The 14,388-nt window shown below is 57.7% G+C and carries 12 protein-coding genes and 1 tRNA gene; 8 read left to right on the top strand and 5 right to left on the bottom strand.

The features are described 5' to 3' along the window. The first annotated feature begins 3 nt into the window (after positions 1–3). Positions 4–882 carry a CAF17-like 4Fe-4S cluster assembly/insertion protein YgfZ gene (ygfZ, locus tag ABD806_RS10795; RefSeq protein WP_344958064.1) on the top strand — a complete coding sequence of 293 codons (879 nt, stop codon included), beginning with the start codon at positions 4–6 and terminating at the stop codon, positions 880–882. On the opposite strand, the gene ABD806_RS10800 is transcribed toward ygfZ, so the two are convergent. Further along, a complete protein-coding gene (locus ABD806_RS10800) occupies positions 879–1,754 on the bottom strand; it encodes a LysR family transcriptional regulator (protein WP_344957763.1) in 876 nt (291 codons plus the stop codon). The two genes, ygfZ and ABD806_RS10800, sit on opposite strands and share 4 nt — an antisense overlap. Positions 1,755–1,841: 87 nt before the next feature. Between ABD806_RS10800 and ABD806_RS10805 the strand changes: the two genes are divergently transcribed. After that, positions 1,842–2,285, top strand: a complete 444-nt coding sequence (locus tag ABD806_RS10805) for a PACE efflux transporter (protein ID WP_344957765.1) — start codon at positions 1,842–1,844, stop codon at positions 2,283–2,285. 93 nt (positions 2,286–2,378) lie between these two features. Here ABD806_RS10805 and tsaD read toward each other — a convergent pair whose 3' ends face one another. Then, on the bottom strand, positions 2,379–3,395 hold the full coding sequence (tsaD, locus tag ABD806_RS10810) for a tRNA (adenosine(37)-N6)-threonylcarbamoyltransferase complex transferase subunit TsaD (RefSeq protein ID WP_344957767.1): 1,017 nt from the start codon (positions 3,393–3,395) through the stop codon (positions 2,379–2,381). A gap of 172 nt (positions 3,396–3,567) precedes the next feature. Between tsaD and rpsU the strand changes: the two genes are divergently transcribed. From rpsU to ABD806_RS10835, 5 genes are all read left to right on the top strand, one after another. Continuing rightward, entirely contained in the window at positions 3,568–3,783 is a 216-nt protein-coding gene (gene rpsU, locus ABD806_RS10815; RefSeq protein WP_014293599.1) for a 30S ribosomal protein S21, read from the top strand. Positions 3,784–3,798: 15 nt separating this feature from the next. Further along, entirely contained in the window at positions 3,799–4,242 is a 444-nt protein-coding gene (locus ABD806_RS10820) for a GatB/YqeY domain-containing protein (RefSeq protein WP_344957774.1), read from the top strand. Positions 4,243–4,316: 74 nt separating this feature from the next. Then, the gene (gene dnaG / locus ABD806_RS10825) at positions 4,317–6,089 is read left to right on the top strand and encodes a DNA primase (protein ID WP_344957776.1); all 1,773 of its coding nucleotides are present in this window, start codon (positions 4,317–4,319) and stop codon (positions 6,087–6,089) included. A 141-nt stretch (positions 6,090–6,230) separates the two neighbouring features. Continuing rightward, on the top strand, positions 6,231–8,174 hold the full coding sequence (gene rpoD / locus ABD806_RS10830; RefSeq protein ID WP_344957778.1) for an RNA polymerase sigma factor RpoD: 1,944 nt from the start codon (positions 6,231–6,233) through the stop codon (positions 8,172–8,174). 139 nt (positions 8,175–8,313) lie between these two features. Then, positions 8,314–8,390: transfer RNA gene (locus ABD806_RS10835), tRNA-Ile, on the top strand. Between the two features lie 223 nt (positions 8,391–8,613). Here ABD806_RS10835 and ABD806_RS10840 read toward each other — a convergent pair. From ABD806_RS10840 to ABD806_RS10850, 3 genes are all read right to left on the bottom strand, one after another. After that, positions 8,614–10,311, bottom strand: a complete 1,698-nt coding sequence (locus ABD806_RS10840) for a cytochrome-c peroxidase (RefSeq protein WP_344957781.1) — start codon at positions 10,309–10,311, stop codon at positions 8,614–8,616. Positions 10,312–11,081: 770 nt separating this feature from the next. Then, a complete protein-coding gene (locus ABD806_RS10845; RefSeq protein WP_344957783.1) occupies positions 11,082–11,924 on the bottom strand; it encodes a 2OG-Fe(II) oxygenase family protein in 843 nt (280 codons plus the stop codon). A gap of 111 nt (positions 11,925–12,035) precedes the next feature. Further along, positions 12,036–12,929, bottom strand: coding sequence for a LysR family transcriptional regulator (locus tag ABD806_RS10850; protein WP_344957785.1), 894 nt, complete (start codon positions 12,927–12,929; stop codon positions 12,036–12,038). Between the two features lie 121 nt (positions 12,930–13,050). On the opposite strand from ABD806_RS10850, the gene ABD806_RS10855 reads away from it, so the two are divergent. Beyond that, a complete protein-coding gene (locus ABD806_RS10855; RefSeq protein ID WP_344957787.1) occupies positions 13,051–14,238 on the top strand; it encodes an MFS transporter in 1,188 nt (395 codons plus the stop codon). Positions 14,239–14,388: the final 150 nt, after the last annotated feature.

Genomic DNA, 14,388 nt, shown 5'->3' on the forward strand with positions numbered 1-14,388 from the left:
CCGATGCTTTATCCTTTGTCCGATCGCGCCGTACTCAGCCTCAGCGGTGAAGAGCGGGTGAAATACCTGCAGGGCCAGGTCACCTGTGATGTGGCCACCCTGGAAGCCGGCGATGCCACGCTCGGCGGCCATTGTGATGCCAAGGGTAAGTTATGGGCGCATTTCTGGCTTGCCAATCTGGGTGAACAGCTGCTGTTGCTGCTCAACCGCAGCCTGGTTGAGAAACAGCTGCCTGAACTGAAAAAATTTGCCGTGTTCTCCAAGGTTGAGCTGAACGACACCAGTGACAACTGGCAGGTGTTCGGCCTGGCCGGTGAAGGGCTGTCCCACTGGCTCAACGCCCACGTAGGCGACGGCAACCTGTGGCAGGGCGGTATCGTTATCCCAGTGGCGGCAGAACATGCCCTGCTGCTGCTGCCGCTGGACGCCGAACTGCCGGATCTGCCCAGGGGAGAAGAGCAGGAATGGCAGGGGCTGATGATCCAGGCCGGCATGCCCGATATGAGCGCCGTACACCAGGGCGAATATATTCCCCAGATGCTGAACCTGCAGGCCCTCGGCGGCATCAGCTTCAACAAGGGCTGCTACATGGGCCAGGAAACCGTGGCCCGGGCCAAATACCGCGGCGCCAACAAGAAAGCCATGTTTGTGCTGGCCGGCAGCAGTGAAGATAAGATTGAAGCCAATCAGGATCTGGAACTGCAGCTGGGCGACAACTGGCGCCGGACCGGCACCGTGCTCAACGCCTGGCAGCAGGGGGAGCACTGCCTGCTCACCGCCGTGCTCAACAAGGATCTGGAGCCGGATACGATATTGCGCCTCAAGGGCCAGGATAACAGCCGACTGACGCTGCAGCCCTTGCCCTACGATCTGGTGGATTAACCCCGCCCGATCACCGCATGTTTCAGCCAGGCGGCGGCCTTGCCCAGGGGCCGCTGCTTGTGCCAGACCAGCTCCAGCGCCACTGGCCAGTCCTGATCGTCAAACTCCAACGCCGGCGAAACCAGCAGCCCATGGTCCAGGGCGCCGGCCACCACATGCTCGGGCACGAAGGCCCAACCCAGGTTGCGTTGCACCAGCTCGACGATCACCCAATGGCTTTCCACCCACCACACGTCCGCCGCCACCCGCAACCGCACCTTTTCTTCGCTGTCGTTGCGGGTCGCCACCATCAGCTGGCGATGGCGCTTCAGCTCCTCCCAGCCCACCCTTTGCCCGGCCAAGGCATGCCCAGGGGCACAGACAATCTTCATCGGCACCCAACCGAGGGCATGGAAACCCAGCGAAGGGGATAAGATTTCCTGCCGCCACATGATGCCCAGATCCACCCGCTCCTCCAGCACCATGCGGCTGACGTCCTCCATCAGCGGAAACAGCAGCTCCAGCTCGACCGAGGGAAACTGACGGGCAAAATCATCCATCAGCTGGCCCAGCCAAGGAGAGGGATACAACTCATCCACCGCCAATACCAGCCGGCTTTCCACCCCTTCCCCCAGGCTTTTGGCCACGCCGCGGAAATGCTCACAACGTTCCAGGATCACCCGGGCCTCCACCAACAGCCGCTCACCGGCCGGCGTGAGTCGGGGATAGCGGCCGCTGCGTAGAAACAGGCTGTTGTCCAGGTCGATTTCCAGGTTGGCGACGGCGGTGCTGACCACCGACTGGGCCTTGCCCAGGCGACGGGCGGCGGCAGAAAAAGAACCGGTGTCCACGGTCGCCACGAAGGCCTGCAGTTGTTCAAAAGAGAAACTCATCTATCTATTTATCCGATACTAGCTAACTTTTGTACTGGATATTAGCAGATAGAATAGTCCGCAGATTGCTCTTCTAGGGAAGTAACCATGCGTACCACCAAAGACAGGATCCGCCACACCCTCGGCTTCGAGCTGATTGGCTTAGTCGTGTTCGCCCCGCTGGCCAGCTGGCTGTTCGGCTTCGAGCTCCATGAGATGGGAGTCATTGCCCTGGCCGGCTCTATTATCGCCACCGTCTGGAATTACCTCTACAACCTGCTGTTCGATCACGCCATGATCCGGATCCGTGGCCATAGCCATAAAACACCGATGATCCGGGTCTTTCATGCATTACTGTTTGAAGGGGGTTTGCTGTTGCTGTTTCTGCCGATGATTGCCTGGCACTTAGGGGTAAGCCTAGTGGATGCCTTCATGATGGACATCACCATGGCGGTGTTTTATCTGGTCTATGCTTTCGTCTACAACCTACTCTATGACAAGGTGTTTCCCATTCCCGGCATCCATCCGGGACAGGCAACCGCCGAGCGGTAAACACCGGGCAATCGGGCATATTTCTCCCGCCCGATATCAGACTAAGGGCAGCACTCCCTTCAAGGATCCTGCCCCCATGGATGGGAAACGGCGCTAAACCACCGGCACCAACTCATCCAGCGGCCAACGGGGCCGGGCGGTGACAGACAAAGACTCAAAGACCCCCGCTTTTAACCGCTGCAGGCCGGCGTAGGCAATCATGGCGCCATTATCGGTGCAGTATTCGGGACGCGGATAGAATACTTCCCCACCCAGGCTTGCCATCAGCTCAGCCAGCTGGGCCCGCAGCGACTGGTTGGCACTGACGCCGCCAGCCACCACCAGCCGGGTCAATCCGGTTTGCTGCAGGGCGCGCCGGCACTTGATGGCCAGGGTATCCACCACCGCCTGCTGGAAGGCGTGGGCGATATCGGCGCGGGTCTGCTCATCACTCCCCTCGGCCGCAATGGTATTGGCGGCAAAGGTTTTGAGTCCGGAAAAACTGAAATCCAGGCCCGGCCGGTCGGTCATCGGTCGCGGGAAGACAAAACGCCCCGAAGTCCCCGCCGCCGCCAGCCTGGCCAGGCGGGGCCCCCCCGGATAATCCAGGCCCATCAGCTTGGCGGTCTTGTCGAAGGCTTCGCCGGCGGCATCATCGATGGATTCCCCGAGGATCTGATAGGCACCGATACCATCGACCCGTACCAGCAGGGTATGACCGCCGGACACCAGCAGCGCTATAAAGGGAAACGCCGGTACCCGCTCTTCCAGCATGGGCGCCAACAGATGACCTTCCATATGATGTACCGCCACCGCCGGCTTGCCCCAGGCAAAGGCCAGGCTGCGGCCTATGGTAGCCCCCACCAGCAGCGCGCCCATTAGGCCAGGACCCGCGGTATAGGCAATGCCGTTTATATCCTCCTTGCTGCAACCTGCCTCCTTAAGGGCCGCGTCAATAAGCGGAATGGTTTTACGCACATGATCCCGGCTGGCCAGTTCGGGCACCACGCCGCCGTAATCGGCGTGCAGTTTGACCTGGCTGTACAGCTGGTGTGCAACAATACCCCGTTCCTCATCGTAAATGGCGATGCCGGTTTCATCACAGGAGGTTTCTATACCCAATACACGCATGGCTTAATAAAGGCTGTCGGAAAAGATGGCGCTATGTTACCCTGCCCGCGATTTTTTAACCAGCCAAGGGCTGCCGGACTTTACTTTGGGTCCGGGTTCAGAGTAGAATTTCGCACCATTTTTTATTGTCCTACTGGTCGGTGACAGGCCAGTGAACCGAGGTGAGAGGCACATGCCAGTAATTAAAGTACGTGAAAACGAGCCCTTCGACGTAGCCCTGCGTCGCTTCAAGCGTTCCTGCGAAAAGGCCGGTATCCTGTCTGAAGTGCGTCGTCGTGAGCACTACGAGAAGCCGACTACCGAGCGTAAGCGCGCCAAAGCTGCCGCTGTTAAGCGTCACGCCAAGAAACTGGCTCGCGAAAACGCACGTCGTACTCGTCTGTACTAAGCAGTCGCTGATCTCATGTCTTTAAAAGACCAGCTGTCAGAGCAACAAAAAAATGCCATGCGTGCCAAAGACAAGGCTCGCCTGAGCACCTTGCGTATGCTGCTGGCCGAGATCAAACAGAAAGAGATAGATAGCCGCGAATCCCTGGATGATGACGCCATCATCGCTGTTATTACCAAGATGGTAAAACAGCGTAAAGATGCCGCCACTCAGTTTGAGCAGGCCGGCCGCCAGGAACTGGCCGATGGTGAACGCCAGGAAATCGTGGTGCTGCAGGAATTCCTGCCGCAACCTCTGACAGAAGACGAGCTGGAAGCCTTGCTGACCCAGGCCATCGCCGATACCGGCGCCACCGGTATGCAGGATATGGGCAAGGTGATGGCGGCACTCAAGCCGCTGATCCAGGGACGTGCAGATATGGGCAAGGTCAGCGCCAGCATCAAAGCCAGACTGGCTTAAACTGGTTGCTCCCTGTCGACGGGCCGTGCTTCTTTTGATGCACGGCTTTGTTTTTTCCGCTTTCCCGGTGAACTATGGCAGGTAAAATCCCCCAATCCTTTATCGACGATCTGCTGGCCAGGACCGATATCGTCGACCTGATCGATCAACGGGTAAAGCTGAAAAAAGCCGGTAAAAATTACCAGGCCTGCTGCCCCTTCCATAATGAAAAATCCCCCTCTTTCACCGTCAGTCCCGATAAACAGTTCTATCACTGTTTCGGCTGTGGCGCCCACGGCACCGCCCTCGGCTTTATCATGGAATACGATGGCCTGGAGTTTCTCGACGCCATCGACGAGCTGGCCGGCCTGCACGGCGTTACCGTACCCAGGGAAAGTACGGGATCACCGGAACAACAGGCCGCCACCAAAGCGGTGCGCCAGGATCTCTATGCCCGGCTCGATGACATCAATCGCTTCTATCAGAGCCGGCTCAAACAATCGAAGCAAGCTATCGATTACCTGAAAGGCCGGGGTCTGAGCGGAGAAGTCGTCAAGCAGTTCGCCATCGGCTATGCCCCGGATCAATGGGATGCCGTCAAACGTCAGTTTGCTCGAAGCACGGATGCCGAACAGCAACTGCTCGAAGGCGGCATGCTGCTCAAGAGCGACAACGGCCGCGTCTACGACCGCTTCCGCGATCGCATCATGTTTCCCATCCGCGATCGTAAGGGGCGTATCATCGGCTTCGGCGGTCGCATCCTGGAACAGGGTACACCCAAATACCTGAACTCCCCGGAAACCCCAGTGTTCCACAAGGGACGGGAACTCTACGGCCTGTACGAAGCCCGCCAGGCTCACCGCACCCCGGAACGCATCCTGGTGGTGGAAGGCTATATGGACGTGGTCGCCCTGGCCCAGTTCGGCATCGACTATGCGGTGGCCAGCCTGGGCACCTCCACCACCCCGGAACACCTGCGGCTACTGTTCCGCACCACCCAGGAGGTGGTCTGCTGCTATGACGGTGACCGGGCCGGGCGGGAAGCCGCCTGGCGCGCCCTGGACAATGCCCTGCCGCAGATGCAGGACGGCCGCAGCCTGAAATTCATCTTCCTGCCCGAAGGTGAAGATCCGGACACCCTGGTGCGCAAGCTGGGCGCCCAGGCCTTTGAAGAGATGCTGGGCCAGGCCCAGGACTTCGGGGATTTTCTGTTCGAACGGCTGGCCCAGGATAACCAGCTCGGTGGCGAGGCGGGCCAGCATGAACTGGCCAAGCGGGCGGCAGAGGCCATCGGCCGGGTACCGGAAGGCTTTACCCGGGAGGGGCTGATCACCCGGCTGTCGCGCCAGCTGAACTGGGGCGAAAATGAACGCCGGGTGCGGGAGCTGTTCAGCCGTCTCCAGCCAACGGCAACGACCAGCAGCGAACGTCGGCAGGATCCGAAAAAGATAAAGCTGACCCCCCTTCGCCGGGCCATAGCACTTGTGCTACAATATCCGGCTGTCGCGGCCAGGCTGCCGCCCATGTTCGAACTGACCGAACTGTCTCTGCCCGGCATCGAATTGCTGCTTGAGCTACTAGGCCAGGTTCAGCGTCAGCCAGACATGAGCACCGCCCAGCTGCTGGAACATTGGCGCGGACACGGCGCCGAACAGGCCCTCGCCAGGCTGGCGATGGCCGAAGACTTATTCGCCGGTGACAATATTGAGCAGGAACTGCAGGATATCTTCGTGGTACTGATCAACGGGTACCTGGCAAGCCGTATTGAGACCCTGCAGCAGAAAAGTAACAGCCCGCAGGGGCTGAGCCCGGCAGAAAAACAGGAATTGCTGCTATTGTTAACAGAGAGCAAAAGTAGCCTGGGCTGAGTGTCGTTGAAAAATGGATGCTTGGCCCCAATATCGTATGAAGCCCCTCGACGGGGATACAGAAGCAGAACCTGCTGCAGCACCCGCTCCCATAAAAATCAAGATGGTGAGAGGTGTTGGCAAGCACGGACCGGCATAGTCATGCTGGTCAATTTTTGTTATAATCGGCTACTTGCGCGCCATAAAAAGAGTGCCTTATGCCTACACCCTCTTGCAACATCTAATCGGACGAGTTCTATGGAGCAAACCCCACAGTCACAGCTTAAGCTTCTCGTTGCCAAAGGTAAAGAACAGGGATACCTGACTTATGCCGAGGTGAACGATCACCTCCCCCAGGAGATTGTCGACTCCGATCAGATTGAAGACATCATTCAGATGATCAACGACATGGGCATCCAGGTCGTCGAAAGCGCCCCCGATGCCGATGACCTGATGATGTCGGAAACCACCGCCGACGAAGATGCCGCCGAGGCCGCTGCCCAGGCGCTGGCTTCCGTCGAATCAGAAATCGGCCGGACCACTGACCCGGTGCGCATGTATATGCGCGAAATGGGCACGGTGGAACTGTTGACTCGGGAAGGCGAAATCGACATCGCCAAACGTATCGAGGACGGCATCAACCAGGTGCAGAGTTCGGTGGCCGAATATCCGGAAGCCATCACCTCGCTGCTGGATCAATTTGATCGTTTTGAAGCCGGCGACATCAAGCTGAGCGATATCATCTCCGGCTTTGTCGACCTGGACGAAACCGATGAAGTCGCCCCCACCGCCACCCATATCGGCTCTGAGCTGAGCGAAAAAGATCTGGATGACGAAGACGACGATGAAGACGAAGATGAAGACGGTGACGACGAGGATTCAGACGCCGATACAGGTCCGGATCCGGAAGTCGCCCGGGAAAAGTTCGCGCTGCTGCGTACCCAGTACGAGACCACCCGCGCCACCATCCAGGCCAAGGGGCGCACCTCTAATGAGGCCGCCGAGCAGATAACTATCCTGGCCGACGTATTCCGTCAGTTCCGCCTGGTCCCCAAGCAGTTTGATCGCCTGGTCAACAGCATGCGTGACATGATGGAGCGGGTACGGGTACAGGAACGTATCATCATGAAGCTGTGCGTCGAGCAGTGCAAGATGCCGAAAAAGACCTTCGTGCAGGCATTTGCCCACCACGAAAGCGAACAGGCCTGGTTCGATAAGCAACTGACCGCCGGCAAAGCCTGGTCCGCCAAGATGGAAGAGGTGACCGAAGATGTGCTACGCGCCATCGGCAAGCTGAAACGCATAGAAGAAGAAACCGGCCTGACCATCTCCCAGATTAAGGACATCAACCGCCGCATGAGCATCGGCGAGGCCAAGGCCCGTCGCGCCAAGAAGGAAATGGTGGAGGCCAACCTGCGTCTGGTTATTTCTATCGCCAAGAAATACACCAACCGGGGCCTGCAGTTCCTCGACCTGATCCAGGAAGGCAATATCGGCCTGATGAAGGCGGTAGATAAGTTTGAATACCGTCGTGGTTACAAGTTCTCGACTTACGCCACCTGGTGGATCCGACAGGCCATTACCCGCTCCATCGCGGATCAGGCCCGCACCATCCGTATTCCGGTGCATATGATCGAGACCATCAACAAACTCAACCGGATTTCCCGGCAAATGCTGCAGGAAATGGGCCGGGAGCCGACCCCGGAAGAGCTGGCCCACCGCATGGCCATGCCGGAAGACAAGATCCGCAAGGTATTGAAGATCGCCAAGGAGCCGATCTCGATGGAAACCCCCATCGGTGATGATGAAGACTCCCACCTGGGCGATTTTATCGAGGATACCACCCTCTCGCTGCCCGCCGACTCGGCCACCAGCGAAAGCCTGCGCAACGCCACCCATGACGTGCTGGCCGGGCTGACCGCCCGGGAAGCCAAGGTGCTGCGCATGCGCTTCGGCATCGATATGAACACGGATCATACCCTGGAAGAAGTCGGCAAGCAGTTCGACGTTACCCGGGAACGCATCCGCCAGATCGAGGCCAAGGCCTTGCGCAAGCTGCGCCACCCGAGCCGTTCGGAAGTGCTGCGCAGCTTCCTCGACGAGTAAGCAAAAACACATCAATAAGGGGCGCCAGGGCGCCCCTTATTGTTTCCAGCCCCACCATGCCACCGCTTAAAAATCAAACATATAGCAAGGCCGGTACTGGACAGACCAAAGTGCTTTCCCTATAATCACCCCCACTTTTGGCCCCTTAGCTCAGTTGGTTAGAGCGCTCGACTCATAATCGATCGGTCGCTGGTTCAAGTCCAGCAGGGGCCACCAAATATATCAAGCACTTAGCTCATATCGGGCTAGGTGCTTTTTTATTTGGCGCGATGTTAATGCTATGCCTACCGCTTGCTGATCGACGCCCCAGGCCCCGATGCACTCTTGCAATACGCTTTAAACAAAAATTGCCGGTACCAAATGGTACCGGCAATTTTTCTATCGGCTTTGGCCACCGCCTTAACGATGGCGGCAAGATCAAGCAGCGTGATTCAGCCCGTTATGGGAGTTCCACAACGGCCTCATCGGTCAAGGTTTTCAGGTAGGCAACGAGTGCCTCTTCGTCACAGGTACTGAGCCCAAGATTACCGGTCAGGCGCCCCACGCTACCCGCAGCATTAAAAGATACCCCATTGTCATGTCCGGGTGCAGGCCAGCAGGCAGGAAGGCCATCATCACCCAATGCAATCGCTTCCGCTTCGGTTGTGACGCCATCAGGACAGCGTGTCACCGAGTGATTGACATTATTGTCGGCTGTTTTAACAAAAGACGTATTATAGAAATGCACTATGCTTTCCAGGCTCTTGAACCAGCCGTTGCTGGCATAGGCCTTCACAAAATTTGGCGATGGACGCTTGTCAACATTGCGCAGGGTCGGCGCTTTCACCTGACCGATGTGACCATCATTCCCGGTGTGACCCGCCAAGCCAATATCCGATGCGACATTCCCGGGGATCTCGAAGTTCACCGGCGTGCCGATATTATGATAACCGTGATCGGCATAGGTCTGTAACGGCTCTGAGCCGTTGTCTGCACCCGGGTTATTACTATGGCACAATGAACAGCCGGCACCAAGCCTGGCTTCCGTCAACTCAATCCCATCGGGAAAAGTGTTGCCAGCTGCATCACAAGTGGCGAAAGCACCGGGTTGAATAGGGAGCGGTCTGGGCGGGCCGAACTGGACGGAATTCGCATAGAAGAGATCATGGCCCCAGTTTTCTTGAGGGCTCAACCCCGCCAGCGGAAACTGTCCCGGAGTCGCATCGGGTAAGCCATCGGCGCATGTCTCCAAATCGTCAAGTGCGAGTCCGAATCTGGACAAGACACTTTCGACACTCTCTCCCTCTTCCAACCGCTGCACCCAGGGTAATGCTTGTATGTCTTGTGCACTCATGCAAGCTAATTCATCCCGCAGCGCATTATCGCGTTTGGAGCTGAAAGAATTGACCTCGGGAGAATCCTGATAGGCTGCCAGCGCCACCGCAATGCGCTTGAAGCTGGTGCTGTAGTTATTCTGATCGCATTTGATACGCTCACCCCAGGCGTCCGTAAACAGATGGGCGTAATCCGCTTTATTGACTTGCTGACAGGCTGCCTTTTCGCGGATATTCTGCTCGACCGGATTGGGGAAAGGATTAAGGGCCTGATCGGCCACCGGACCAATGAATTTCATCACCGCAGCTTTAAAGCCCTGGGAGTCATTCGCTTTAATCACATCCTCCAAAAAAATATGGGCTGTGGCACCTTCCGGAAACTGAGGATCGGCTCCTTCGGCGCGACCGTTCCAGAAGGTGCCGCCAAAGGCGGGGACGGGTCCTGCGGCCGTGGCAAAAGGTGGAATCAAGGTCGCGTAGGCATTGGTGGGCGGTTTGAGTCCACCCCTGGCCCCGGGATCCTTATGAATGTCGGCGCCCGGCTGGGCCACCTCGACCAAGTTAGTGTCCGAGGTAGGACCCGTCCAGCCCGACACCGGATCATGGCAGCTGGAGCAGGACTGCTTTCCCTTGGGTTTGGAGATGGGATCGAAGAACACCTCTTTGCCGAGTTCGACCAGGGCCGCGATCCGTTCACTGTCGTCCAAAACGACGGTACCCTTCTTGGCTTCTGCCTGGCCGGCGGTTAAGCTCAGGCCACTCGCAAACACGATCATGGTCACTGCTTTCGCGATCGCGGATGTCCGAAAAGTTGTTGTGATCATTGCTATATGCTCCTCACATTTACAGCAATACCTGCCGTTGCGGCTGTGGCGAAAATGTCAGACTCAGCAATATCCATCATCCATCGATTGCTACAGCCGTTTGAGTGACAGCGATATCACCGCCAAATATTATTTAATTTTTTACAATTAAATAATAAATACATTGCTCTTCTTTATCGTCAGGTTCAGGAAGACGCAATCGCCCACGCCGACAATCGGCAGGTCCTTTCAGGCGTATAAACATCATTAAAGGCGGGAGCAAAATAGCCTTATCCCTGTCGCTTATTAAGCGTTGACGAAAATCGCGAGCTTTGCAAAAAATTATTCGCGCGCAGCATCGATGCTTACACCATATAAAAATGATGAGCAGTAAAGATAACGAACAATAAAAAATAAAAAAACAAATTAAATATCAGTAAATTAAAATATCAACCCCCCATATATAAAAACATGATGTAACGAATAAGAAACAGTTAAAAACAAAGAGTTTTCATTAAAATCAGAAAGTTAGTTTTTTAATTTTTTTGGTGTTTCATCGTCGTTACAACTTTATTATTTACGGGCCTTGTAACAACCCTGAGACGGTTTACCCCCTCAGCCTCTCATCGCCTCGTATTTCGCCGGTGACTCGAAGGTCGGCGAGTGCCCGCCGTACCGGTATGACGGCCTTCCTGGCGGCCGATGTTGCTGATGGCTTAAGATGAGTCTGTTCAGGGCAAAATCCTGGGCGCACGGAGGCCCGGTTATTGACATGACCGGTTACCAACGCTTTAGATTACACCCAGCTCTCTAAGGCGTTCCTTGAGGTAGCTGTCGGCGGTATAACGCGTCGACAGCACCACCTCCGGCCTGGAGTGCAGGAACAGCGGCAGGGAAATGCGCGATTTGCCCTTATCCATGCCCTCGGGATTGATCACCCGATGTGAGGTTGAGGGGAAATAACCCCCCGAGGCCTCCTGCAGCATGTCACCGATATTGACGATCAGGTTGCCGAAGTCGCAGGGCACGTCAAGCCACTCATCAGCGATCCCCTTTACCTGCAGCCCCGGCTCGTTGGCGGCCGGCAAGATGGTGAGCAGGTTGATGTCTTCGTGGGCGGCGGCACGAATCGCCCCCGGTTCCTCGTCTCCCTTCATCGGCGGATAGTGCAATACCCGCAGCAGGGTTTGCTCGCTGCCGGCAATCATGGAGGACAGCGGCTGGCTGAAGCCTGCCTGCACCTCGGCTGGGGCATGGGCCTCCACCCATGACAACAGCTCGCCGGCCAGTTCGTTGGCGGCCTGGTAATAAGCGGCCAGCTCGTCACGCAGCGCATCCGGGCAACGGCCCCAGGGATAGAAATGGAAGTACTCCTTGATATCCTTGACCGAGTGGCCCTTGGCCACTTCGGAGATCTCTGGCGGGAAGTAACCGTCCTGGGTCTTGGGATCGAAGCGGTATCTGTGTTTTTCTTCACCATCGAAGAAGGCCTGCCAGTGCCGATAGATGGATTCGACCCGGCTTTGCTGCAGGGGATGCTGCTTCAGCACCCCGAAGCCGGTACTGCGCAGCGACTCGACAAACCGCTCGGCGGCGTTGTCGGCACGATAATCAACGGCAACCAGTTTCATCATATTCTCTTTGCCGACACCGGGGGCGGCTATCCGTGGTAGCAATGGATAAGGATCCTAGTTACTCCCCCCCGTCTCGGCAAGTGTTTTGCGGCCTCCTGGCCAGGAGGCATGTCAGCCAGGCCGGCGCCGATGCCAATCTTCTGTGTCCATTTTGGCACGCGTGAACTGTGGACTCTCCTCAATGGTGTGCACCAAACGGGCCGTGGCCTCATTGACCCGTTCGGCCACGAACAGGGTGGTGTCGGTCCTGGGCAAGGGAGGCAGTCCTTCTTCGACCACCACCATGCCCGCTTCAAGGGTCTTGCGCGGGATCACCCCCACGCCAATACCCGCCCGCACCGCCGCCAGCACCCCCGCCCGGCTTTGGCTGGTAAAAGCGATACGATAGGACTTTTCCGTGCGCTCCAGCGCCTGACGGGCAGAGTCCCTGTGATAGCAACCTTCGACAAACACCGCCAGCGGCAAGGGCTCGCGCAGGTGCGCCGCATGTACCTCTGAGCGCACCCAGACCAGTTCATCGCGACCGAGGCGCAGGCCGCCCTCGGACAACACCGGCATCTCCACCAGGGCGATATCCAGCTTGCCCTCCTTGACCAGCGACGCCAGGTAATGGGGCCGGTGATCACAGAGCACTTCCAGCCGCGCTTCGGGGTAATTGAGCACGAAGGCTTCCAGCAACGGTGTCAGGCTGCGGGTGGCGTATTGATCATGGGTACCGAAACGCACCTTGCCGGCGATATCCGCATTCTGGAAAGAGCCCAGGATCCGGTCGTGCAGATTGAGCAACTGCTGGGCATGGGACCTGAGCTGTTCCCCGGCCGGGGTTAGCCGGACCCCATACTGACCACGCTCCAGCAGCTCGGCCATCACCAGCTCCTCCAGCCGGCTAAGTTGCATGCTGATGGTTGAAGGTGCCCGGTGCAGCCGGCCTGCCGCCACCGTCAGGTTGAGGGTTTCCGCCACCACCACGAAGGTCCGCAGCAGGGTAATGGGCAAATCACGCATGATAAGATTTCAACCTTATTGAACGCAGGCCTCAATATTTATCGATTTACCGAACGATGGCAAGCGTCCAGGATAGCTTCAATGAATGCTTAGATAATCACTAGGGAGAGTCAGGATGCGGATGGCCGCCATATTCGGGATGAATCAGATTGTCAGCCATGGTTTCGGCATGTTCTTGTTTGCCGCCCTGGTGCCGCTGATGCGGGAGTCCATCGCCCTCAGCCATTGGCACCTGGCCGCCATCGGCGCGCTCACCCAGCTGGCATACCTCACCGGTGCCATGCTGCTCGGATTGTTCGGCCATCGCCTGGGCACCGCCCGCCTGGCACTGGCGACCGGCATCCTCAGCACAAGCCTGCTGTTTACCATGTCACAACTGCGGGATCCGCTGCTCATCATCCTGGTGCTGACCTGCCTGGCCGCCGGCGCGGCGATCAGCTGGGGCACCATAGTGGAGATTATCAGCCGCTGCGCCAAGCCTGAGCAACGTTCCACCTACCTGTCTACCGCGTCCAGCGGCACCGCCTGGGGTTACGGCCTGAACGGCCTGCTGATCCTGCTGGTGGTGCCCGTATTTGGTTGGCAAAGCGGCTGGCAGATAGCCGGCGTCATCGGCATGCTGGTGGTTGGCCTAACCTGGTACCTGTTGAACGGCATAAAGAAACTGCCTGCCACCAAGACGGATGCTTCCGAGTCCATCATTCCCGCCTCGAAACTGCTGGCGACCATCTGCGGGGAGCGTACCGCCTTGCTGGCCTGCCTGATCTGTTTCCTGGTCGGTTTCACCACCATGCCCTTTTCCAACTGGCTCAACACCTATCTGGATCAGCTGGGGCTGCCCGCCGCCCTGGGCGGATATACCTGGACCCTGGTCGGGGTAACCGGCATGGTGGCGGGCCTGCTCACCGGCAGGTTGGCCGACCGTCGAGGCCACAGCGTGGCTCTGCTGGTGATCTTCAGCGGTTTTGCCCTTGGCCTGCTGGCGTTTATCTATGATCCGGCACACTGTGCCCTGGTTGCCGGTTTCGGTTATGGCATGATGTATTTCCCCATGTGGGGCATACTGGCCGGCTGGATTGGCCAGAGCTACTCTTCGACCGCCACCATGCAGATCAGCGGTATCTGCATGGTAACCTTTGGGCTGGGAGGCACCCTGGGTAACCTGCTGGCCGGATATATCCGCGAGGCCACGGGTTCGCTGGACGCGGTCTATTTGGTTTTAACCACGGCGGCGCACTTACTGGTCATCCTGGCGCTTTGGATACGACGAACAGGCCCTAGGGTGTGCCCCGTTCAGCCACTTGCCTGAACGGCTTTTAAATAACTGTTCCTAATTGTGCTGCAGAAGTCAGGACCGCACGCAGACTCGCCGTGACCCCATCCCTGGGTGCTCCGTCGCGCCATCCCTGGCGCGGAGGGTCTGCTTATCGGCCCCTGACCCCTGCCTCGAAATGTAGCT

Source organism: Zobellella aerophila (assembly GCF_039539325.1).
Classification (GTDB): domain Bacteria; phylum Pseudomonadota; class Gammaproteobacteria; order Enterobacterales; family Aeromonadaceae; genus Oceanimonas; species Oceanimonas aerophila.

Excerpts from the sequence above, each read along its gene's own strand:
- ygfZ (WP_344958064.1), top strand. The coding sequence starts at position 4 with ATGCTTTATCCTTTGTCCGATCGCGCCGTACTCAGCCTCAGCGGTGAA.
- ABD806_RS10800 (WP_344957763.1), bottom strand. The coding sequence starts at position 1,754 with ATGAGTTTCTCTTTTGAACAACTGCAGGCCTTCGTGGCGACCGTGGAC.
- ABD806_RS10805 (WP_344957765.1), top strand. The coding sequence starts at position 1,842 with ATGCGTACCACCAAAGACAGGATCCGCCACACCCTCGGCTTCGAGCTG.
- tsaD (WP_344957767.1), bottom strand. The coding sequence starts at position 3,395 with ATGCGTGTATTGGGTATAGAAACCTCCTGTGATGAAACCGGCATCGCC.
- rpsU (WP_014293599.1), top strand. The coding sequence starts at position 3,568 with ATGCCAGTAATTAAAGTACGTGAAAACGAGCCCTTCGACGTAGCCCTG.
- ABD806_RS10820 (WP_344957774.1), top strand. The coding sequence starts at position 3,799 with ATGTCTTTAAAAGACCAGCTGTCAGAGCAACAAAAAAATGCCATGCGT.
- dnaG (WP_344957776.1), top strand. The coding sequence starts at position 4,317 with ATGGCAGGTAAAATCCCCCAATCCTTTATCGACGATCTGCTGGCCAGG.
- rpoD (WP_344957778.1), top strand. The coding sequence starts at position 6,231 with ATGCTGGTCAATTTTTGTTATAATCGGCTACTTGCGCGCCATAAAAAG.
- ABD806_RS10840 (WP_344957781.1), bottom strand. The coding sequence starts at position 10,311 with ATGATCACAACAACTTTTCGGACATCCGCGATCGCGAAAGCAGTGACC.
- ABD806_RS10845 (WP_344957783.1), bottom strand. The coding sequence starts at position 11,924 with ATGATGAAACTGGTTGCCGTTGATTATCGTGCCGACAACGCCGCCGAG.
- ABD806_RS10850 (WP_344957785.1), bottom strand. The coding sequence starts at position 12,929 with ATGCGTGATTTGCCCATTACCCTGCTGCGGACCTTCGTGGTGGTGGCG.
- ABD806_RS10855 (WP_344957787.1), top strand. The coding sequence starts at position 13,051 with ATGGCCGCCATATTCGGGATGAATCAGATTGTCAGCCATGGTTTCGGC.